Origin of the sequence: Roseibium sp. SCP15 (assembly GCF_040329435.1) — a bacterium.
In the GTDB taxonomy this organism is placed as follows: Bacteria; Pseudomonadota; Alphaproteobacteria; order Rhizobiales; family Stappiaceae; genus Roseibium.
In genome coordinates, this window is record NZ_JBDZYI010000001.1 from 1,216,824 (window position 1) to 1,238,076 (window position 21,253).

Below are 21,253 nucleotides of genomic sequence, written 5' to 3' on the forward strand. Positions count from 1 at the left end.
CGGGAGAACATGCGAAGTCATGGTTGGACGACCAAAAGAAATTGCCAAGGAATATCAAGGATACACGACGCGTGACGCCATACTTGCCGCAGCCGAAAAACTTGCCGGAGAACGGGGGGCTTCGGGCATAAAAATAAGAGAAATTGCTCGGCTCGTCGGGATCGAACCAGCTTCCATCTATAAGCACTTCAAAGGGCAGGGAGCTGTATTGACCGCTCTCATTGGTGAATCCCTGGTGGAAGAACATCAGCTTTTGGACTTGCCCGAGGAGTTGAACGGCGAAGCAGCAATTCGGGAACTCAACCGACGGACAACGCGTTATTTGGCTTCCAAAAGAGGAATCGTGAGCCTTTCATTGGATGACTTCGCGAAGGCGCATGATCCAACCCGGGAAGCCTTTGATGAAAACGAACCCATTATTGTTCGCGGGTTGGATATTGAAGCCGAACTGATCAGCCAGCATCTTGGATTGGGCGCGCTTGGAAGGAAGAAGCTGGGGCAACTCGCAATCGCCCGCCGCTCGATGATTTTGGTCTTTCTGAGTGTTACATGGCTGAATGGGAAGGAAGTGGACGAGGAACGGAAAGCCGAAATAGTCGAAATGGTTTCTGCATTCATGCTGGGATTGAAATCACAGTACTGACGGAATGCGCCATGTACCCGTGTAACATGATTGCCCACACTCAGGAGTGCCTCGGGCTGTCGTGTCGCCAAAAGGTTTTGGAAGAGACCACAGCGCTCACAGGCTCTGTTAAGAGTGAATTTGGGTTTCGTCAGGAACACTGTTCTTCGCCCGATCACTCAATCAGTTTGATTATCGAACGCAGTAAGACTGGATTAATCGCCTTAGCCGCCATCGCGGAACTGGAAACAAGGCATGTCTCAAAAACCTAAATCACGGGCGTCGCTTGACGATATTTTGGCATCGTGCTCCGAGACGCTTTTTCCGGATAAAATGGGAAAAGCGCCTGTAACCCTGAACAGCTGCGATGCAAATGGTGATACTCCATTGCATGTGATGCTTTGGCGAAAAGACACATATGCGGTCGAATTAATCATTCAAGCTGGTGCTGAAGTAAATGCAGTTGGCGACATGTCTGAGACGCCGTTGCACATCGCCGTTAAAAAGCAAAACATCAAAGCCATCGAAGCATTGCTGAAAGCAGGTGCTGATGTCACGCGTGTTTCTGAGTTCGGACAATCGCCTCGAGATATCGCATTGGACATCGGTGGCGACATTCGAAAGCTATTTGTTGGCAGATAGTCGGGCAGCTCTCTAAAATCTCCGCTTCTATACATTTACGCAGTTTTCGATCGCATGAACTAGGAAATGAGCCATTGCATTGGCTGGAATGGCTCAACACCACCATCTAATAAAGTTCCATAATATTGATTATGCGCATTAGATGTATGGCGGGAGCCAGGTATCCTCTTCTATTGATTGTCTATTGAAAGAACGCTCCTCGTGGGCCTGACACTGATCAACGCCGTGCCAGCCGGAAGAACTTTTCTGGTCACACCGGTGTTTCGACGGACCTGGAGTAACTTTGATCACCAGGTCGCCGACAAAACAGAACCGGCTTGAAGTCGCCCGCGCAATTCAAGAACCACGATCGAGCGGCTATCTCTTTTGCACAAGCTGAACGAGATTTCCGCACGTGTCGTTCAGGACCGCCACTTTCACAGTCCCCAAGTCCGTGACGCCTTGTGTAAACTCGACCCCGGCATTTTCCAGGCGTTTGTGTTCTGCCTCAAGATCATCCACGAGAAACGACGCCAACGGAATCCCGTCAGCCATCAATGCGTCGCGATATGGGCCCACGGCAGGATGCGCGCTCGGCTCAAGCAGAAGTTCGGTTTCGCCTTCAGCACCGGTTTGAGAAACGGTCAGCCAGCGAAATTCTCCCAAGGGAATGTCGTCTTTGACCTTGAAACCGAGGATGTCGCAATAGAACTCCTCTGCCTTCGTCTGATCGTCCACAAAGACACTGGTGATGTAGATTTTCATTGTTCTGGTTTCCCTTTGTCTTGATAGGCTGAGAGCCAAGCTGTTGCTTTCACATGACGCTGTTCGATGTTGAGGGAATGAGCTTTGGTCCGGCCTTTCCACGTGATTTTGATCAGCCCCGCCGCCTCAAGCACTTCAAGGTGTTGAGAGACAGTCTGTCTTGCGAGCGCCTTACCGTCTTCAGCCACCGCAGCGCTGCAAACCTCAAACAGCGATTGATCCTGACATTTGCTGAGATAGTGAATGATGCGCCTCCGGGTCCGATCAGAGAGTGCCTTGAAAATGAGATCGAGTTCATTGTCATCCATGCCTCGATATGCAGTAATTTTACTGCATATTCAAGTGCAGCATTTCTTGCGCGCATCGAAAACTGCACTCCCTGTCCTGCTTAACGATTGAAGCGAACAAACTGCATTTCAAAAAAACAAGATAATTCAGTTGGTTGAACAAAGGAGGTTCAAAGACTGACTTTGGCACTTTGATCGTCCAAGGTCTTTCCGCCTTTCACTCACGAAATATTCGCTCAGGTTCCCCATTGCACATCAAAGCAGGAGAATGAGAGGTCGAGGTTGATCAGAACCTCAGCGAAGCAAGAAACTCCTGATGCCAGACATGTGTTCCTTGATACAAAATTTCATGGGAAAATTGACAAAGTCACCCACCCAGAACAAAATAGGAACATTAAATTCTGAAATGAACGGAACATCCGGAACCATGACCGATCTCGACCAGTACAAGGCAAAATCCGGCACACTTAAACCGGTCTGGACGATCGAGATCCAAACCTTGCCAGACGATACCGACCGTATCCTCGATGAAGTCATGAAAGTTCACTCGCTCAGCTATGGCCGCTATCAACGCAATGCCAGCATCTCTGCGATTGGGTTGGAGACATCACGGCCTGAGCAGCGTTCCACGACATCAACTCATGTCGCAGAATTCGAACCAGGTGGGACCGAAACCTACCCCATGGTCGAGCTAAAGATCTCCATCGATCGAGATCCAGACATTCTCGAGAAGGTCATGGATGCAATTATCTACGCGCATCACTATGAGGAACCGGTTATATTCTTGCGCGAAGATTGGGTAAGCAGGGCGGCTTATAATCCTGAAAGTGACAATCCAAACCGTTGGTGGAACAATGGACGAGGACTTCCCAACCGCGTCGAATAACCAATAGTCTGCCATCACTGCGTGCAACCTCCCTACCCGTTTCCAGACAAAAATGTCAGTAGGCCCATCACCGCTTCTATTGCAGGAAACGGAGCACTGCTGAAATATGCTTCACCCTGTTTGGGAGAGGAAAGGCAATCGCATTGAACGCCAGATCAGACAAGCCGGCAGTGATCTTCGATATGGATGGTCTGTTGCTGGATACGGAAAAGATTTGCCTGGATTGCTTTGTCGATACAAGACGAGCATTCGGTCTTTCCGACAGTCCCGAAGTCTTCCTCAAGTGCATCGGATTGCGTGGTAAAAAGGCCAAGTCACTCATTTTCGAAAGCCTCGGCAATAACGTCACGATGGAAGAATTCAGCGAAGCCTGGAACACGGCTCTGACAACCCGTCTAAAGGGAAACATTCCAGTGAAGACCGGCGTTCAAACATTGATCAGGTTGTTGGACGCAAAGAACATTCCCATGGCAGTGGCAACTTCAACAGACTTCAGACATGCGCAAGACCAACTCGGGCGCACCGGTTTACTCCCCTTTTTCAAGTGCATGGTTGGTGGCGATATGGTTCATAGTCACAAGCCTGATCCCGAAATCTATTTGCGAACCGCCAAGGAGCTCAACTGCGATATTCGCGATTGTTTTGCATTCGAAGAAAGCGATGCCGGCGCGCGCGCAGCGTTTGCATCAGGAGCGACGACAGTTCAGGTTCCCGACCTGACAACGCCGTCAGACGAAGTCAGAAACCAGGGTCACATTATTGCGTCCGATGTCGTGTCCGGAGCGATAAAGGCAGGCCTGATCGATATTCGTGATCTCACTGAAACACCTTAGATCTTATCTTCTGATTTCACTTAAGCCTTTAGTACCAATATATTGTTGTTTAAGACTTTTCAAATCTCAAACACCCTCCATTTTCGACCAGTAATCTGTGCCATTCAAAAGGCCTGTGGTGCAATCGGGTATTGCAGGGCAACAAACGTCTCCCCACATACGCCCTCGTTCAAGTCCGTAGTGCCAGACATCAATCCCACCGGACGATCGATTGCGCCTGAATGCGCAGAAAGCAATGGAAGAGCTAACTTCGATATTTCAAGATCCAGTGTCCTGGGCCGCCCTCGCGACGCTGATCGCCATGGAGGTTGTCCTTGGTATAGACAACCTGGTCTTCATCGCCATTTTGACAAACAAGTTGCCGGTTGAGCTCCGCTCACGAGCGCGGCGGATCGGCATTGCCCTCGCTTTGATCTTCAGATTGGCGCTTCTGAGCATTGTCGCCGCGATCATGCGGCTAACTCAGACTGTCTTTGAAATCGGAGGCGTGGACCTTTCATGGCGAGACCTCATCATGATCTCCGGTGGCCTGTTTCTTGTCTGGAAAGCGACCCGGGAAATCCATCATCTTGTCGACCCTGCACCGGACAACGTTGCGACGACCGGATCAACAGTCGGTCTCAGCTTCGCTGTCGCGATCGTGCAGATCGTCTCGCTCGATGTCGTCTTTTCGGTCGACAGCATCATCACGGCAGTCGGAATGACACCGCATCTGCCAATTGTCATGATTGCAGTCGTCATTGCAGTGATAGCCATGTTCGTTGCCGCCGATCCATTGTCGAACTTCGTGCAGCGAAATCCCACGCTGGTCATGCTGGCGCTCGGTTTTCTCCTGCTAATCGGCACTGCGCTTATCGCAGATGGTTTCGGAGTGCACATTCCGCGCGGCTACATCTATGCCGCCATGGGTTTCTCCGCCCTTGTTGAAGCACTCAATCTGGCAGCACGAAGAGCGCGGCAAAAAAGAGCAACGGCAAGCCGACGACAAAAACTGATCCCTCCCCCCAGGTCCCCGAAACTGTCCTGATTGGAGTAAAGCCTGAGATCTGATTGAGCATTGAACAACCTGACTTACGAACCGTGGATTTGATTGACATCGCCTCCCGCTCTTCTCTTGTCAGGTTGTCCTTTGTGAGCAAGACTAGGATTGCGTGTTTTGTCCCACTACGATTTCGATCGGTTTGGAGAACTCATGAGACTCGTCATACCCGCACTCGCAGCGACCCTGACCTTTGGCATCCCGACGACCGGTTACGCTCAATCAGATCCGACGGCACAGCCGATCAATTGTTCGACAGCCGAGGGAGACATACGGGCGCTTAATTCCGAGAAGGAATATGCTCGTAGACAGCAAGTCCGCGACGTAACAGCGATTATTCCCGCCGGCGCACTGCTTGGGATCGTAACAGGAACAGAGCGCAAGAAGTTGCAGATGCTATCAGGTGAGTACGTTCGGAAAATCGACGAGCGCATTGCTGAGATCAAGCGCCAGTGCGGCGTGTAGGTCCTCTGCTCACTTCCCAACAAACACTGCTGAACCTGTCCCTGCCCTAACGTCCTTCAGGACAAATTTCTGCAAGTACTTTTTCGTGCGCAACACGTAGGTAAAGAGCAATCATCTTTTTCCAGGCTCGCTGAGCTTTGTTGCAGCGTTTCTTTTGAAAACGATGTAGGCGCGACTGCCAGCATGACGTGTCCTTGCTCTGTTTACTCGTTCAATTTCGAGTGAAGGCGCTTGCCGCAAGCATCTTGCAAAAATTAACATTTTTCCAATTCAAGGCTTTACAAGTCACCACTTATTAAAATTGAATGTATGCAGTCGTACACTGTTCTACCGGCTTGAGAGGAGGCTGGTGTGAAACCGACAAATACCAGCGACCCGGAATATTTTCACCGGGTAGTCGACTGCCAATATGCATGCCCGGCACACACGCCTGTTCCGGAGTACATCCGTCTGATTGCTCAACAGCGCTATTCGGACGCCTACATGATCAACTGGGAAAGCAACGTCTTTCCCGGTGTTTTGGGACGGACCTGCGACCGCCCCTGTGAACCTGCCTGCAGGCGCGGACGGGTTGAGGAAGAACCGGTCGCAATTTGTCGCCTCAAACGTGTCGCCGCCGACCATAAGAGCGACATCAGCGATCGATTGCCGTCGGCTGGAAAACCAAACGGAAAGAAAATCGCCCTCATTGGAGGCGGCCCTGCTTCCCTGACTGTCGCGCGAGACCTCGCCCCGCTTGGATACGAGCTGCATCTCTTTGATGCTCAGGCGAAGGGTGGCGGTTTCATGCGGTCGGAAATACCGTCCTTCCGTTTGCCTGAAACCGTTCTGGACGAGGAAGTGGGCTACGTTCTTGATCTCGGGATAAACGCGACTTTTGACACTTTTGTCGACAGTCTGCAGAGCATCCTGGACAAGAATTATGATGCCGTCTTTGTCGGAACCGGAGCTCCGAGAGGACGGGATCTACCGAACCTTCCGGGTCGCAAGGAAGCCGATGCCAACATCCATATTGGAATTGACTGGTTGGCGAATGTCGCATTCGAGCACATCAAGAAAATCGGCAACCGTGTGATCGTGTTGGGTGGCGGCAACACCGCGATGGATTGCTGCCGAACCTCCCGCCGTCTCGGTGGAAGCGACGTCAAGGTCATAGTCCGGTCCCCCTTCGCGGACATGAAGGCCTCGGATTGGGAGAAGGAAGATGCCATTCACGAAGGCATTCCGATCCTGGACAATCATGTCCCGAAGGAGTTTGTCGTCAAGGATGGCAAGCTCACCGGAATGCGCTTTGAAAAGGTCACTGCGGTCTATCATGAGGATGGTCGGCGCGAACTGGTACCAACCGGAGACGAACCGGAATTCATTCCCTGTGATGATGTTCTGATCGCCATTGGACAGGAAAACGCGTTTCCCTGGATAGAGGCCTCCACCGGTGTTCATTTCACCAGCCGCGGCTTGCCTGTGCTGGACGCTGTAACGTTCCAGTCCACACGTCCGGACGTTTTCTTTGGCGGAGATGCAGCCTTTGGACCGGAAAACATCATCACGGCAGTTGCTCACGGCCACCAGGCAGCCATCTCGATCGACCTGTTCTGCCAGGGCAAGGACCTCAAGGAGCGGCCGTCTCCACACGTGAATCTGGTCAGCCAGAAAATGGGCATTCACGAGTGGAGTTACGACAGCGAACCAGTAGATGACAAGCGGGAAGCCGTACCGCTCGTCGAACTGGACAAGGCACTGAAAAACCGTGCGCTTGAAGTCGAACTGGGTTTTGATCTGGAAACAGCGTTCCTTCAGGCCGAACGATGTCTGAACTGTGATGCACAGACGGTATTCACACCTGGCAACTGCATTGAATGCGACGCCTGCACCGATATCTGTCCAACGACCTGTATCAGTTTCGTTGAAAACGCCCCGGAACCTGAACTGCGAGACAAATTGCTCGTTCCGGCAACCAACGAAGAGCAGCCGATTTACGTGTCGGAAACGTTGCCGACCGGAAAGGTGCTCGTGAAGGACGAAGATGTTTGCCTTCATTGCGGGCTATGCGCTGAACGGTGCCCGACAGCGGCCTGGGACATGCAGATGTTCTTTTACAATACGGCCAAGGCGGCCCCAAATCTTGGAGGCGCGAGATGAAGCGGATAAAGGGCATCAACGATTTCGTCGTCAAGTTCGCCAACGTCAACGGCACTGGATCGGCTTCGGCCAACCATCTGTTTGCAAAAGCCATTTTCAGGATGGGCATACCCGTTAGCCCAAGGAATATCTTTCCGTCCAACATTCAGGGTCTGCCGACCTGGTATGAAGTCAGGGTCAGTGCGCGTGGTTATCTGGGCCGAAGAGGCGGTGTCGACCTTATGGTCTGCGTCAATCCGCAAAGCATGGAAAAAGACATTCAGAGCATCGAACTAGGCGGATATTTCGTTTACGACAACACCAAGCCGCTGGCGCCTCATCTCAAGCGCGACGACATCCATTACTTTGGTGTTCCCTTCACCGAAATGTGCCGGAAAGAGTTCTCTCCTCCCCGCCTGCAACAACTTTTGAAGAATGTCGTCTATGTTGGAACACTCTCGGCGTTGCTCGACATGGACTTTGCGGTTCTGAAAGGACTGGTGCATGACCAGTTCAAGGGCAAGGAAAAGCTGGTTTCATCGAACATCCATGCACTGGAGATGGGATATCAGTACGCAATGGACCATTTTGACTGTCCGTTGCCAATCCGGCTGAAGAAGAACGGCAACATCGCCGAACACATTCTTGCGGCCCCGCACATCCTCATGAATGGAAACACGGCCACGGCTCTTGGTGCCATTTATGGTGGTGCCACGGTGGCTGCCTGGTATCCGATTACCCCCTCGACATCCGTCGTGGACGCATTCTCCAAATACGCCAAACGAATGCGGATCGATCCTGGTAGCGGCAAGAAGAATTATGCGATCGTTCAGGCCGAAGACGAATTGGCGGCCATGGGTGTTGTTGTCGGCGCCGGCTGGAACGGTGCACGCGCCTTCACCGCTACCTCCGGTCCTGGCTTGTCGCTGATGAGTGAGTTTCTCGGCCTCGCCTATTTTGCCGAAATACCTGTCGTTCTGATCGATGTGCAACGCTCAGGTCCATCCACTGGCATGCCCACAAGAAGTCAACAATCCGATGTTCTGGCGGCCGCTTATGCAAGCCATGGCGACACGAAACAGATCCTGCTTTTTCCGGCCACTCCCCGCGAATGCTTCGACATGACTGTGGAGGCCTTTGATCTGGCCGAACGTTTCCAGACACCGGTCATCATGATGTCCGACCTGGATCTGGGAATGAACGACTGGATGTCCCCTCCATTGGAGTGGGATGACAATTACCAGATGGACAGAGGCAAGGTTCTTGACGCCGAAGCCCTCGACAAAGTCAAAGACTGGGGACGCTACAAGGATGTTGACGGCGACGGTATCTGCTACCGCACGCTGCCCGGTACCCATCCGGACAAAGGGGCATTCTTCACACGAGGCTCTTCAAAGAATGAATCTGCCGTCTATTCCGAGAGCGGCGAAGACTATGTAAGGAACGTGGACCGCCTCTTGCGGAAATTCGAAACAGCAAAGGAATGGGTTCCGCGACCGAAAACCCATCCGCCTATCGAGGTCAAGAAACCGAAGACCAAACTCAAACTGGGTGCACTTTTCTTCGGAACAAGCGCTTCGCCAAGTTATGAAGCCGTGGAGATGCTCGCTGATGAGGGCTATCTCATCAACACGATGCGAATTCGAGCATTTCCCTTTCACGAAAGTCTCGACCAGTTTATCGACGAACATGATCTTCTGTTTGTCATCGAACAGAACCGCGATGGTCAGATGCGTCAGTTGATCATGAATGAGTGTGAAGTGGTCGGGAGCAAGCTGGTTTCGGTGCTCAACTATTCCGGAACCCCGATCACGGCCCGTACCATCGCAGACCAGATCCGACAAACACTGAACACCAAGAGCGCCGATGTGGTGCAACTGCATCCGGAGACTGCCTGATGTCCTATATCAAGCCGAATTTCCGCCACCCCCGGCTTCCTGAAAATGCACTTGGCTACACCGTCGCGGACTATGAAGGCGCGATTTCGACGCTTTGTGCGGGCTGCGGCCATGACAGTATATCGGCCGCAATTCAAAACGCCTGCTTTCTGTCATCGATCCCTCCTCACCGGATTGCCAAGATATCCGGCATCGGCTGCTCCTCGAAAATGCCAACTTATTTTCTGGGCAAGTCACACGGTTTCAACTCGGTGCACGGACGCATGCCCTCCGTGGCAACGGGAGCCAGCCTGGCCAATCGCAGCCTGACTTATATCGGCGTTTCCGGAGACGGCGACACGGCATCCATAGGAATGGGGCAGTTCGTTCATCTGGTCCGGCGCAATGTCAACATGACCTATATCGTTGCGAACAACGGCTGTTACGGTCTCACCAAAGGGCAGGACAGCGCCACGGCCGATCTGGGGTCGATAAGCAAGTATGGCGAGGTCAACCCATTTGACGGCATTGACCTTGCCAGCCTGGCCCTGTTGCAAGGCGCAAGTTTCGTCGCACGCAGCTTTTCCGGTGACAAAGAGCAGCTGATCCCTCTTGTCCGAGCGGCGATGGCGCACAACGGATTTGCCTTCATCGACGTTGTTTCGCCTTGCGTAACGTTCAACAACCACACTGGATCGACGAAAAGCTACGAAGCAACGCGTGACCATCTGGAGATGATGCCGCTGGACTTCGTTCCCATGCGCGAGGAGATCCGCACTCAATACTCCGAAGGAACCAGCAAGAGCGTCACTTTGCACGACGGATCAGTTATCTACCTGCACAAGGCTGACGCCGACTTTGCCACGGACAACCGGATAGAGTCGCTGAATGCAATCCACAAGGCAAAGGATGAAGGCCGGATACTGACCGGCCTCCTGTTCCTCGATCCCGACACGAGAGATCTCAACAACAATCTGGAAATTGCATCCCGTCCCTTGAATGAACTGGGCAAAAACGAACTCTGCCCGGGAAGCAAAGTTCTCGATAGTATCAACGAGGGACTGCGCTGACGCCATAGTCCAGTCGCTTGGACAAAACGCCGGCGCAAGCTGTTGAATTGCGCCGGCGCGTTTCAGATGCCGGATTTGACTTCAATTCTCAGGTCCGGTGCGCGCGCCTGCCCTCCGTCTCATTTGCGGCCGGTCAGCCCTGCCAGAATCCAGTCCGCCTGCCAAATGACAATCATGAGGCCGAAATTGACACGGGAACACCGTCTTCTGCGGCAGATGCCTTGATTGCATCCCACAGTTTGGCCAGACGCATGCCATTTTCAACCGGCGATAGGTTCGGCATTTTACCGTCTCGTATAGCCAAAAACGTCAGAAGGGGATTGTCGACGATTTCTTCTTCTTTCCGATCGACGGATCCATCCGGCCTCACGATTTCCCGCCACTGCCCCCAGGCGTCAACGCGAATAGTCGCCTCGGTAAAGTAAAGCGTAATGTGAGATTCGCATTTGGAGGGCGTATCACCGACTGCATTCAATGTAACGAGCGCTCCGTTACTGAGCCGCGCTGCAACGGCTGTAACGATATCGACCGCCTTGCTCCGGTTGTTCATGAAAGCCGACACCCTGGCAAAGTCGTTGTTGGCCAACGTACAGACGGTATTCATCATGTGAGCGCCGGTGTCGAACATGAAGCCACCGCCTGAAATCTCGGGCACCTGCTTCCACTGTCCGCCATATTGCTTGCTCCAGTTTTCCCAGATATTCCCGGAAATACTGATGAGTTCACCAAACTCGCCCCTGGAGGCCCGGGAGCCAAGGTCAGAGACAAGGGGCGACAGCCCTCCCTGATACGCGATGACAACAGTTGCGTTGGTTTTGCTGCATGCACTGATCAGAGACTGAGCTTCTCCTTGCGTCGTCACCATGGGTTTTTCGAGCAAAAGATCCAATCCTTCATCGATGACCGCCAGAGCCCCTTCTGCGTGAAACGCATGGGGGGTGGACAGATAGACGGCGTCGATCCTGTCCTGGCAACTGGCCAAAAGCGAATGCACGTCTTCAAACAAGTCCGGTGATGTTTCCCCCGCCTCTCGGCAAAGGTCCGCGAAGCGATCCCTCGCCGCAGCACTCGTATCGGCAACTGCAACAATCGAGATGCCGGACATTCGAAGCCAGCTTTGCGCATATTCAACTGCCTTCAAGCCAGCTCCAACGATCGCCAATCGTACGCACCCTGACATGACTTCCCTTCCCTGATCACAATTGTACACGTTTACATTCCACGACACCTAAAAATTTGCCAGAAACTAGCCTATTTCGATGTATATTCTTCTTCTCGGTTTTCGAGTTTGCCAAATTTGTGTAAACGTGTACACTGCGTATCGCAAACAGATTGCAACGTCAAATTTCCGAAACGAACTCTTAGGGAGGAGATTATGTTTCAGAGACTGAATTTGGCCGGGACTTGCCTCGTAGGCCTATTGGCTTTCACGGCAATCGCATCGGCAGAAACGATTAGAATCGCCGAGCACCGGCAGGCACGAATCGACGCATTGATGGAAAGCGTCCCTGCGATTGAAGACAAATACGGCGTCACCATTGAAGTCGTCGAATATCCCGCCCCGGAAAAGGATTATCTGACGAAAATCCTGACGGAACTTCGCGCAGGCAATGCACCAGATCTCTTCACGGCACCGCGCGGTCAGGATGTCGCCGATATGGTGGCAGCCGGATACCTTGCGCCTGTCGGCGACGAGTTGAAGGCCTGGGACGGATATGACGATCTTTTCGACGTAGCCAAAGCGCTCGTAACGACGCCGGAGGGCAAAATCTATGTCCTGCCTGCGATGCTGAATGTGCAGCAGATCTACTTCCGCCGCGACGTTCTTGAAAAAGCAGGCATTTCAACGGACCAGCCGAAAAACTGGTCTGAATTGCTGGACCGCGCCAAGGAGATCAAGGAAAAGACCGGTGCCTACGGTCTCATGTTCCCTGCCGGCGTGACCTGGGGAGGTGGAGCATTCGGCGAAGGTTTCACTTATCTGATCATGGGCAGTTCGACACCGCAAATCGCTAACGACGACGGCACGCTCAACCTGACCGGTGACGGCATCAAGGATGTTTTCGGTTTCTATGCCGACTTGATCAACAACGACCTCATGCCTGTCGACCCACTTCTGGGCCCAGAACCCTGGATCATTCCGAAATACGAGATGTTCCCGGCCGGAGATCTCGCCGCGACCACTTGCGGCACCTGGTGCTACATCTACGACTGGGGACCGGAATCCCGTAATCCGATCCCGGACGTCACAAACGCGGTCGGCACCTGGGCGGTTCCTGGACAGAATGAGGGCCAATACGTGCTTGTGGATGTCGACAGCCCCTGGGCAGTCAATGCGAAAGCCGCAAACCCGGAGCTTGCCAAGAAGGTTCTGCTTGAGCTTGGTGAAGTTGATGCAACCGTCGCCTATGCGGAAAGGATCGGAAACATTCCCGGACGCAAGGGCGCTGCACAAAACGCCGACTTCCAGAAACTCAAGGCACTCGTCCCCATTCATGGCAACGTAGATAATGGTGTCTTCCTGAAAACCGCGACAGGATTTTCCGTCGTTTCTGAGGGGGTGGCCCGTGCAACTGAAGCATTGCTTCGCAAGGAAACCGACGCTGCCGGTGCGCAGGAGATTCTGGTCGAATACAGCCGCAATCTTCTTGGCGACGAAGCGATCAAGTAGGTGATTTCAGGGATGTCCTCCCCCTGATCCACCTCAACGGTGAAGCCGCATTCGTGCGGCTTCGCTCGCAGCATCGCACTCGACCATCTGCGGAAATCAAACATGACCACGCTCGCAAGTTACGAGAAACACGCAGCTTGGCGTCTCAAGCTGCTGCTGGTGCCTTCCGTGCTTCTTCTCGGTGCACTGGTAATATACCCGGCCTTTTATTCCATCTATCTCAGCCTCACCAATGAGGCTCTGTCAGGCCCAGGTGCGCTCAATCCCCGTTTCGTCGGCGCGCGCAACTACATCCGGCTGTTCTCCGACAGCGGGTTCTGGAATTCCTTGTTCGTGACGTTCTGGTTCGTTCTGGGATCAGCCATAATCGGCCAGTTCGCACTCGGCCTCATATCGGCGGTTCTGTTGCGGCGGCCGTTCAGACTTCGTACGCTGGTCAACGCAATCATCCTGATGCCAAACGCCGTTCCGGAAGTTGTTGCCGGTTTCATGTGGGTGGGAATGCTCGCCGGCGGAGAAAACGCGACTCTCAACCAGATTGTTTCCTGGTTCGGAGTGCCTCCGCAAAACTGGCTCTCGACATTCCCCCTGACGATGATCATCGTTGTGAACACCTGGCGTGGCATCGCATTTGCGATGATCCTGCTCACGTCAGGCATCAGCTCCATTTCAAGCGAGCTTTACGAAGCTGCCCGCATGGATGGCGCAACACCCCTACAGATTTTCTTCCGGCTGACGCTCCCACTGCTGATGCCGACGATCTTCCTCTACATGCTGGTATCGACGGTCACGACGATCTCGATCTTCGGCCTTGTCTATGCCTTGACGAGAGGTGGACCGGGCGGTGCCACCGAAATCATCGGAATCTACATATTCAATCAGTCCTTCACGGCCTTCCAACTCGGCTTCGGCTCCGCCGTCGCCGTTGTGATGCTGGTGATCTCCGTGATCATCGGAATTGCATATGTCCGCGTGCTGAAAGTGCAGGTGTAATCATGGCAACTGCCGAAACACAAAACACAACGCTCATCAAGCCGGCCGATGTCGCGTCTTACGGTGCCCTCACGCTCATCAGTCTTTACTGTGCAGTTCCTTTCCTCTGGGTCTTCGTGGCATCGCTCGACCCTGAACCAGGGCAGTTTCTTGCCTGGCCGAAGGAATGGACCCTCGACAACTACATCAACATCTTCAGTCAACACGACGGTTTCAGATGGATTGGCAACTCACTTGTCATTGTCGGCAGTGCGACCCTGATTGTCATCGTTCTTGGCGGTTTGGGCGGCTATGCCCTGTCCAGAAGCCGGGGTTGGTGGCGCCAGCCCTTCCTCTACACGATCATCCTCATTCGCGTTGTGCCTCCGACAGCCCTGATTGTGCCACTCTACAAGGTTCTTCTTACAGCGAACGACGCTGTCGGAACCGTTGTCCGGGCGATCATGCCATCCGACTGGGTGCGCCCGACAATGCACATCGTCGGGTTCGTCGATGGTTATCTCGGCATCACGCTTGTCCTTGCAGCAACTCAGTTGCCGCTCGCGCTGTGGATCATGAAGACCTTCTTCGACACGATCCCTCGAGATTACGAGGAAGCCGCCCTCATGGACGGCGCAACACAAATGCAGCGCATCAGGCGCGTGCTCATTCCCCTCGCCCTACCCGGTCTTGGTGCTGCTGGATTGTTCGCCTTCATCACGGCCTGGGGCGACTTCCTGATGCCGTTGATCTTTCTCTCTTCGACAGAACTGCAAACGCTGCCGCTCGGACTGTTCCGCGCCTACATGCGCGTCAATCAACTCGACTACGGCTTCATGACCGCGCTTGCCGTTATCTACACCCTGCCCGCCGTAATTGCCTTCGGTTTCGCAAGAAGGTTTCTCGTCCAGACGTTCAGTGGCGGCGTCAAGGGATAATCGACAAGAAAGGAACGTCTTGTGGCGACCATTGAACTTAAAGACATCCGCAAATCGTTTGGCCCCGTCGACGTAATCAAGGGCGTGGACATTCATATCGAAGATGGCGAGTTTGCCGTCTTTGTAGGCCCCAGCGGTTGCGGAAAATCAACCTTGCTTCGACTGATCGCCGGCCTTGAGTCAATCAATTCCGGTGAGTTTCTTCTCGACGGCAAGGTCATGAATGAAATCGCGCCCGACAAGCGAGGGATCGCGATGGTGTTTCAGTCATACGCACTTTATCCGCACATGACGGTTGCTCAGAACATCGGTTTTTCCCTGGACCTGAAAAAAGTTTCCAAGGAAAAAATTCGCCGCGAAGTGGAAGAAGTTGCGGAGAAACTTCAGCTTTCCGACCTGCTTGATCGCCGTCCCGCCGCCCTGTCGGGTGGTCAACGTCAAAGAGTTGCGATCGGTCGGGCAATCATCAAAAAGCCATCGGTCATTCTCTTCGACGAGCCGCTCAGTAATCTCGATGCCTCTCTCCGGGTCCAGATGCGGGCCGAGCTGCAGCGACTTCATCAGGAGCTGTCTGCGACTGTGATTTACGTGACACACGATCAGGTCGAGGCCATGACGATGGCCGACAGAATTGTCGTCTTGAAAGACGGAGAAGTCGCCCAGTGTGCACCTCCGATCGAGCTCTACAAGAAACCCGCAAATACCTTTGTCGGCACCTTCATCGGCTCGCCGCGCATGAATCTATTGCCTGCAACAATCGATCGTTCCGGCAGTTCTGCCGTTGAGGCAAGGGTCGACAATGGTTGGGTGTTCAAACTTCCTGAAAGCCTGGCTGCTGCCGACGGTGACAGGGTTCAGGTGGGCGTCAGACCGGAACATCTCCGGATCAGCAATCAGCCCGGAGCCATCACGACCAACGTTTCGGTTGTCGAGCGCCTTGGTGTCGAAACCTATCTGACACTGGGCAGTTCCGATGAACCGATCATCGCCCGTGTTGATGGCGACATTACAGCACGTATCGGAGACCAGGTTCATCTGAGCGTCGACGAGAAGGCCTGTCACCTCTTCGACACCACAGGCAAATCCATCAACTACAACTAACCGTCAAACACAGGAAACTGCCAATGACAATTCGCGTTTCGATATGGAACGAAGGGCGCCACGAGAAAGAACACCCAGAGGTAGCCGCCATCTATCCGGAAGGCATCGATGGAGCGATAGTTGCCGGGTTACAGGGTGAAGATTTTGAAATTCGCACTGGACGTCTGGACGATCCGGACGAGGGACTGTCCAAAGACAGGCTTGAATCCACCGACGTCCTGTTGTGGTGGGGACACATGGCTCATGAAGAAGTGAGCGATGAACTCGTCGACCGGATCCAGCAGCGCGTCCTTGCGGGAATGGGCCTGGTTGTTCTGCATTCGGGGCACCATTCCAAACTCTTCAGACGACTTATGGGGACAAATTGCAACCTGGCTTGGCGCGAACGCCCGGAAGGTGACCTGGAGCGCGTCTGGGTGGTTGCCCCCTCTCACCCGATCGCCGAAGGACTGCCCCCCTATTTCGAAGTTCCTCAATCCGAAATGTATGGTGAACCGTTTGACATTCCGGAACCTGATGAACTCCTGTTCCTGTCATGGTTCAGTGGCGGCGAAGTGTTTCGCAGTGGCTGCACCTTCCGACGCGGGAGAGGCAGGATTTTCTATTTCGGGCCAGGTCACGAAACCTTTCCGATCTACCACAACAAATTCGTCCATCGGGTCATCGCCAATGGAATTCACTGGGTGAAACAAAGACATACGGACGGTCGCATTCTTGAAAACTGGCATCGCCCGGAGCCGCTTCACACCTGAGGAAATGCTGTTTCAGGGCGCAAAAGACGATTGGAAGTCCGACGTTTAACAGGATAGTCTTCAGCCGCCCTGCAACCAGCTTCTGGACAGAACAAAAAGTCAATGAACAAAAAACGGATCACCTCCAAGGAACTCGCCAAACTCGCGGGTGTTTCTTCTGCCACCGTGTCCCGTGCCTTTTCTCCCACTGCGCGGATCAACAAGGCAACCCGGGAGATGATCCTGTCCATCGCTCGCGAACACAACTACCAGCCAAGCGCCATTGCCCGAACGCTGCATGGTCAAGGCTCAAGGCTGGTTGCCGTTGTGGTCAATACGATTGCAAACCCTTGCGAATCCGAGGAGCTGGACACGCTCGTCCATCGTCTTCAGGATTGCCAGCTCATGCCGATCATTCTGTGCTGTGCTGCAATCGAGGACAGATTGCCCCTGATGAGGCTCGCCTCCACGTACCAGGTCGATCACGTCGTCGTCTTTTCGGACATGTTTTCTGCCGATGACGCGTTGGAGATCTTCACCGGGATCAGACCAATTATGGTGACACTTGAGCCGCATCATCATCCGGATGTATCGACCATCGAAATAGATGGATCAGCAGCAGCGGAAGAGATCATCAACAAGGTGGTGGATGATGGCCGCAAACACTTTGCCTATCTCGCTGGCCGGGAATCCAGCTGGATCGACCAGAAGAGAAAGGAGTGGTTTGAGAACGCCCTCAACGCTCGGGGTCTGTCCTTTGAGGCTTTTGGTCGGGGCGACTACACATATGACGCCGGTTTCAAGGAGGCCATCATGCTGTTGCGCCGGCATAAGATAGACGCCCTTATCTGCGGCAACGACGTGATGGCAATCGGAGCATGTGACGCCGCCCGCAGAGTGCTCAATCGCAATGTGCCTGAAGATCTTGCCATCATCGGTCAAGACGGCATCGCCATGGCGGCCTGGGAGTGTCACGATCTGACCACGCTGGCACAGGACCATGTCAAATTTATCGATACTGTGATCGATCTGATTCAACAGGCTTCCAACAATGAAGAGCCTGCCCAGAGAGTGAAATTGACCTGCACGGCACGCTGGGGAACAACTGCATGATCAACTGAAAAATCAGTTGAATAAAATCATGCAGACTACTGTTTTTGCACATTATTGTGAAATCGAATAAGATCGAAAGGCGCCTATGGCAGCGCCCTTCCGTATTCAATTTGACAGAACTTCATCGAGTGCGCTGAGGAAGTAGTCGCAATCCTCGAAACTGAACTGAGCCGGAGGCTTGATCTTCAGCACATTATGGTGCGGACCTTCACTGGACAGAAGGATCCCGTGCCGGGTCTTCATGCTACGGATGATCTCATCGAGTTCTTCCGCTGCAGGTTCGAGTGTGTCCCTGTCGCGCACCAATTCTATGCCGATAAACAATCCATGGCCGCGGACGTCACCGATGATCGGGTGCTTGTTCGCCAGAGCCTTCACCCCTGTCATAAGGCGTTCACCGGTTACCTGACAATGGTGCTTCAGTCTTTCGTCCCGAATGACATCGAGAACCGCAAGACCAATCGAAGCTGATACCGGGTTGCCCCCGAACGTATTGAAATACTCCATCCCGTTGGCGAATGCTGCTGCAACTTTCTCGCTTGTGATCACAGCCGCCATCGGATGACCGTTTCCAATCGGCTTTCCAAGCGTGACAATATCGGGCACTACACCCTGGGTTTCAAATGCCCACATGTGAGAGCCCACGCGACCGAACCCGACCTGAACTTCGTCGGCAAGGCACAATCCCCCAGCCTTGCGCACGTGCTCATAAGCGTGCTGAAGGTATCCGTCCGGCAGAACAAGTTGGCCGCCAGTTCCCAAAATGCCTTCGCTGAAGAAGAGCGCCGGGCTCCTCCCTTCCTGTTTCAGATCCTCGATCTTGCGCTGGACATCTTCTGCATAGTTCCTGCCTGCCTCCTCGTCACCATACCGCCATTGCCCTCTGTACAGGTCCGGCATCTGAACGACGTGGACATGCGACGGGCACCCCTCGCCTCCTTTTCCCGCAAATTTATAGGGACTTACGTCGATCAGGCTTGAGAGATGCCCATGATAGGCATGATCCACTGTCAGCAGATCCCGGTTGCCGGTGTATGCGCGCGCCAGCCTGATCGCCAGATCATTGGCTTCGCTGCCCGAATTCACAAAGAAGCAGACATTGAGCGGATCCGGAAAGAGATCCGTCAGGCGATGGGAATACTCGACCAGAGTGTCGTGCAAATACCGTGAATTGGTGTTCAGTTGCCCCATTTGAGTTTGGGCGGCTTCGACCACACGAGGATGGCAATGCCCGACATGACAAACGTTATTGACCATGTCGAGCCAGCGCTTGCCGCTCTCCTCGATCAGATAGCAACCGTCTCCCCCGACAATCTTCAAGGGCGCATCGGAATAGGCAATGCTGAGAGATCTGCCGATCCGCAAGGACCGTTCATGTACAAGGGTCGCCTTGTCCTGAGCGACGATGGCAGAAGCTGAAACCGGCAGCCCCAGAATAACGCTCGGATCGGGACTGATCTCGCGCCAGACCGGCCATTGCTGGCGTACACCGACACCGTGCATCCTGGCTTCAAGACCAAGATGGTCAGTCACGATCTGGAAATGAAGATGCGGCGGCCACTGGCCATTTTCTTCCCTGGGACCGAACTCGGCAAAGGCTTCACCCTTTTCGATCTTCTGGCCAAGTGTCAGCTTTTCACAACCACGTCGGGAAAGATGTCCATATAGGGTCCAGAACCTGTCACCATCACCGGTCTCGTGTTCCAGCAAAATGGTAGGCCCAAATCCGTTGTAAACGGCGTCGTCATGATAGAACGCCACCGTTCCGGCCATAGGCGCATGCACGGGTTCGTAATCCGGCGCAAAGATATCGATGCCCAGATGAATCGAACGGCGAATTTCAGGACTACCCATTTCGAAGGCGTCGCTTTTGTAAACCGTTCTGTCTTCGCCATAAATTCCAATACCGTAATCGGCATCTGCTTTGTGAATCTGCTCTTCACAGAAAGCGTCAAATTCAGCTCCGCTAAACTCCGCCAGCTGCGTTGCATAGGGTGCAGCATGAGTGAAATCGAACACCACGGTCTTTGGTGCCGCGAGTTCCGGTCGAATGACAGGCGAAAATGTGTGAGCGTTCATCTCCAGCCAACGAACGACGCGCTTTGCGTGCGCTACAGGTGCAAAGCCGCAGGCAGCACGTATCCTCATGTCCGCAAGTCGCGCATTTTCAGCATTGAGCCGCTGCATCTCGCACCAGACATCTGCTTGACTGACCAGAAGATATTTGTTTTCGGGATTTTCCCTGATCTGTTTCGCCGCCATGCACATGGAGACCGCATAGCGTGTCTTGACCAGTCCAAAAATCAGATCAGCTTCCTGCTCAGTGATTGGATTCTTGAGATGATAGGCTCCGGCAATATTCGCCACGACGCCAACTGGGTCGCTCGCTCCGATCAAGGCATAGGCTGCGGCAACTGCGATCTCGACAACCCGGTAGCTCTCAACCATGTCACCGAAATCAAGCAATCCACTGACCTGGCCATTCTCGTCCAGCAGCACATTGTAGTCATTTGCATCATTGTGAATGACTTGACGGGCACAGCTCTTGAGCCGGGGCAACAGTTCATCGGCAAACTGCTGGAGCGTTTCGCCTACTGCCTGCCTCTTGGTATCGTCATCAATGAATTGCAGGTTTTCTATGTGGCTGTCCGCACGAGCAATGTCCCAATTGTAGATGCGTTTGGCCCCTTGATGTTGGAAAGACTCCAGGGATCGATCGAGATCTGCAAGCAAACCACCAAGAGACAGCGCTGCGCCTTCATCAATGCGTTCAGCATTTGCCCAGACATTTCCGTCAAGCCAGGTCAAAAGGCGGGCTTTACGCGATCCCAGATACTCGACATCCGTCAAGGTTGAACCACTTCGATCCGGAACGGCCTTGGATACCGGCAACTGAGGCGCGTGAGTGGATAGGTGCTCCAACACGGCTACCTGCATATCGAGCTCTGCATCATTGCCGGGAGCGTGCAGTTTCAACAGAAAGTCACGGGCATCGCTGGTGCGAACATGAAAGTTCAGATCATGTTCACCGGGTAGCTTTTTGACAACCCCATCAAGACCGTAAATCTCTGTCAGAAGATTTTGAACTCCAGCCAGGGAGTTTGCATCCGTTGCTGCGTTGTTCGTCATGTGTCCGAATTA

The 21,253-nt window shown here is 53.5% G+C and carries 19 protein-coding genes; 15 read left to right on the forward strand and 4 right to left on the reverse strand.

Annotated features, from left to right (window positions below; genetic code table 11):
* Positions 1 to 19: 19 nt before the first annotated feature.
* The gene (locus ABLO27_RS05490; protein WP_353031092.1) at positions 20 to 643 is read left to right on the forward strand and encodes a TetR/AcrR family transcriptional regulator; all 624 of its coding nucleotides are present in this window, start codon (positions 20 to 22) and stop codon (positions 641 to 643) included.
* A 234-nt stretch (positions 644 to 877) separates the two neighbouring features.
* Positions 878 to 1,264 (forward strand): ankyrin repeat domain-containing protein, encoded by a 387-nt coding sequence (locus ABLO27_RS05495; protein WP_353031094.1) that lies wholly within the window; start codon positions 878 to 880, stop codon positions 1,262 to 1,264.
* 357 nt (positions 1,265 to 1,621) lie between these two features.
* On the opposite strand, the gene ABLO27_RS05500 is transcribed toward ABLO27_RS05495, so the two are convergent.
* Positions 1,622 to 2,008 (reverse strand): VOC family protein, encoded by a 387-nt coding sequence (locus tag ABLO27_RS05500; protein ID WP_353031096.1) that lies wholly within the window; start codon positions 2,006 to 2,008, stop codon positions 1,622 to 1,624.
* On the reverse strand, positions 2,005 to 2,316 hold the full coding sequence (locus ABLO27_RS05505; protein ID WP_353031098.1) for an ArsR/SmtB family transcription factor: 312 nt from the start codon (positions 2,314 to 2,316) through the stop codon (positions 2,005 to 2,007). Before ABLO27_RS05505 ends, ABLO27_RS05500 begins: the two co-directional genes overlap by 4 nt.
* Positions 2,317 to 2,701: 385 nt before the next feature.
* Here ABLO27_RS05505 and ABLO27_RS05510 point away from each other — a divergent pair, with 385 nt between their 5' ends.
* From ABLO27_RS05510 to ABLO27_RS05540, 7 genes are all read left to right on the forward strand, one after another.
* Positions 2,702 to 3,181 (forward strand): hypothetical protein, encoded by a 480-nt coding sequence (locus tag ABLO27_RS05510; RefSeq protein ID WP_353031100.1) that lies wholly within the window; start codon positions 2,702 to 2,704, stop codon positions 3,179 to 3,181.
* A gap of 143 nt (positions 3,182 to 3,324) precedes the next feature.
* Entirely contained in the window at positions 3,325 to 4,014 is a 690-nt protein-coding gene (locus ABLO27_RS05515; RefSeq protein WP_353031102.1) for an HAD family hydrolase, read from the forward strand.
* A 235-nt stretch (positions 4,015 to 4,249) separates the two neighbouring features.
* Positions 4,250 to 5,041, forward strand: a complete 792-nt coding sequence (locus ABLO27_RS05520; protein ID WP_353031104.1) for a TerC family protein — start codon at positions 4,250 to 4,252, stop codon at positions 5,039 to 5,041.
* Between the two features lie 165 nt (positions 5,042 to 5,206).
* On the forward strand, positions 5,207 to 5,518 hold the full coding sequence (locus ABLO27_RS05525; protein ID WP_353031106.1) for a hypothetical protein: 312 nt from the start codon (positions 5,207 to 5,209) through the stop codon (positions 5,516 to 5,518).
* Positions 5,519 to 5,869: 351 nt separating this feature from the next.
* The gene (locus ABLO27_RS05530) at positions 5,870 to 7,660 is read left to right on the forward strand and encodes an FAD-dependent oxidoreductase (RefSeq protein ID WP_353031108.1); all 1,791 of its coding nucleotides are present in this window, start codon (positions 5,870 to 5,872) and stop codon (positions 7,658 to 7,660) included.
* On the forward strand, positions 7,657 to 9,537 hold the full coding sequence (locus ABLO27_RS05535; RefSeq protein WP_353031110.1) for a 2-oxoacid:acceptor oxidoreductase subunit alpha: 1,881 nt from the start codon (positions 7,657 to 7,659) through the stop codon (positions 9,535 to 9,537). The genes ABLO27_RS05530 and ABLO27_RS05535 overlap by 4 nt, the downstream gene beginning before the upstream one ends.
* Positions 9,537 to 10,586 (forward strand): 2-oxoacid:ferredoxin oxidoreductase subunit beta, encoded by a 1,050-nt coding sequence (locus ABLO27_RS05540; RefSeq protein WP_353031112.1) that lies wholly within the window; start codon positions 9,537 to 9,539, stop codon positions 10,584 to 10,586. Before ABLO27_RS05535 ends, ABLO27_RS05540 begins: the two co-directional genes overlap by 1 nt.
* A 172-nt stretch (positions 10,587 to 10,758) precedes the next feature.
* Here the strand turns inward: ABLO27_RS05540 and ABLO27_RS05545 are convergent, their stop codons facing one another.
* Complete coding sequence (locus ABLO27_RS05545; RefSeq protein ID WP_353031114.1) at positions 10,759 to 11,766, reverse strand: Gfo/Idh/MocA family protein; 1,008 nt, start codon at positions 11,764 to 11,766, stop codon at positions 10,759 to 10,761.
* A gap of 195 nt (positions 11,767 to 11,961) precedes the next feature.
* On the opposite strand from ABLO27_RS05545, the gene ABLO27_RS05550 reads away from it, so the two are divergent.
* The 6 genes from ABLO27_RS05550 to ABLO27_RS05575 all read left to right on the forward strand — a co-directional run bounded on the left by ABLO27_RS05550 (position 11,962) and on the right by ABLO27_RS05575 (position 18,112).
* Positions 11,962 to 13,257, forward strand: a complete 1,296-nt coding sequence (locus ABLO27_RS05550; RefSeq protein WP_353031116.1) for an ABC transporter substrate-binding protein — start codon at positions 11,962 to 11,964, stop codon at positions 13,255 to 13,257.
* A 102-nt stretch (positions 13,258 to 13,359) separates the two neighbouring features.
* The gene (locus tag ABLO27_RS05555; RefSeq protein ID WP_353031118.1) at positions 13,360 to 14,250 is read left to right on the forward strand and encodes a carbohydrate ABC transporter permease; all 891 of its coding nucleotides are present in this window, start codon (positions 13,360 to 13,362) and stop codon (positions 14,248 to 14,250) included.
* 2 nt (positions 14,251 to 14,252) lie between these two features.
* On the forward strand, positions 14,253 to 15,167 hold the full coding sequence (locus ABLO27_RS05560) for a carbohydrate ABC transporter permease (protein ID WP_353031120.1): 915 nt from the start codon (positions 14,253 to 14,255) through the stop codon (positions 15,165 to 15,167).
* Between the two features lie 21 nt (positions 15,168 to 15,188).
* Positions 15,189 to 16,268, forward strand: coding sequence for an ABC transporter ATP-binding protein (locus ABLO27_RS05565; protein ID WP_353031122.1), 1,080 nt, complete (start codon positions 15,189 to 15,191; stop codon positions 16,266 to 16,268).
* Positions 16,269 to 16,291: 23 nt separating this feature from the next.
* On the forward strand, positions 16,292 to 17,020 hold the full coding sequence (locus tag ABLO27_RS05570) for a ThuA domain-containing protein (RefSeq protein ID WP_353031124.1): 729 nt from the start codon (positions 16,292 to 16,294) through the stop codon (positions 17,018 to 17,020).
* Positions 17,021 to 17,122: 102 nt separating this feature from the next.
* Entirely contained in the window at positions 17,123 to 18,112 is a 990-nt protein-coding gene (locus ABLO27_RS05575) for a LacI family DNA-binding transcriptional regulator (protein ID WP_353031126.1), read from the forward strand.
* A 105-nt stretch (positions 18,113 to 18,217) separates the two neighbouring features.
* Here ABLO27_RS05575 and ABLO27_RS05580 read toward each other — a convergent pair whose 3' ends face one another.
* On the reverse strand, positions 18,218 to 21,241 hold the full coding sequence (locus ABLO27_RS05580) for an aminotransferase class III-fold pyridoxal phosphate-dependent enzyme (protein ID WP_353031128.1): 3,024 nt from the start codon (positions 21,239 to 21,241) through the stop codon (positions 18,218 to 18,220).
* Between the last annotated feature and the right edge of the window lie 12 nt (positions 21,242 to 21,253).

Excerpts from the sequence above, each read along its gene's own strand:
- ABLO27_RS05545 (WP_353031114.1), bottom strand. The coding sequence starts at position 11,766 with ATGTCAGGGTGCGTACGATTGGCGATCGTTGGAGCTGGCTTGAAGGCA.
- ABLO27_RS05570 (WP_353031124.1), top strand. The coding sequence starts at position 16,292 with ATGACAATTCGCGTTTCGATATGGAACGAAGGGCGCCACGAGAAAGAA.
- ABLO27_RS05580 (WP_353031128.1), bottom strand. The coding sequence starts at position 21,241 with ATGACGAACAACGCAGCAACGGATGCAAACTCCCTGGCTGGAGTTCAA.
- ABLO27_RS05540 (WP_353031112.1), top strand. The coding sequence starts at position 9,537 with ATGTCCTATATCAAGCCGAATTTCCGCCACCCCCGGCTTCCTGAAAAT.
- ABLO27_RS05490 (WP_353031092.1), top strand. The coding sequence starts at position 20 with ATGGTTGGACGACCAAAAGAAATTGCCAAGGAATATCAAGGATACACG.
- ABLO27_RS05510 (WP_353031100.1), top strand. The coding sequence starts at position 2,702 with ATGAACGGAACATCCGGAACCATGACCGATCTCGACCAGTACAAGGCA.
- ABLO27_RS05520 (WP_353031104.1), top strand. The coding sequence starts at position 4,250 with ATGGAAGAGCTAACTTCGATATTTCAAGATCCAGTGTCCTGGGCCGCC.
- ABLO27_RS05535 (WP_353031110.1), top strand. The coding sequence starts at position 7,657 with ATGAAGCGGATAAAGGGCATCAACGATTTCGTCGTCAAGTTCGCCAAC.
- ABLO27_RS05550 (WP_353031116.1), top strand. The coding sequence starts at position 11,962 with ATGTTTCAGAGACTGAATTTGGCCGGGACTTGCCTCGTAGGCCTATTG.
- ABLO27_RS05525 (WP_353031106.1), top strand. The coding sequence starts at position 5,207 with ATGAGACTCGTCATACCCGCACTCGCAGCGACCCTGACCTTTGGCATC.
- ABLO27_RS05505 (WP_353031098.1), bottom strand. The coding sequence starts at position 2,316 with ATGGATGACAATGAACTCGATCTCATTTTCAAGGCACTCTCTGATCGG.
- ABLO27_RS05575 (WP_353031126.1), top strand. The coding sequence starts at position 17,123 with ATGAACAAAAAACGGATCACCTCCAAGGAACTCGCCAAACTCGCGGGT.
- ABLO27_RS05500 (WP_353031096.1), bottom strand. The coding sequence starts at position 2,008 with ATGAAAATCTACATCACCAGTGTCTTTGTGGACGATCAGACGAAGGCA.
- ABLO27_RS05495 (WP_353031094.1), top strand. The coding sequence starts at position 878 with ATGTCTCAAAAACCTAAATCACGGGCGTCGCTTGACGATATTTTGGCA.
- ABLO27_RS05555 (WP_353031118.1), top strand. The coding sequence starts at position 13,360 with ATGACCACGCTCGCAAGTTACGAGAAACACGCAGCTTGGCGTCTCAAG.
- ABLO27_RS05560 (WP_353031120.1), top strand. The coding sequence starts at position 14,253 with ATGGCAACTGCCGAAACACAAAACACAACGCTCATCAAGCCGGCCGAT.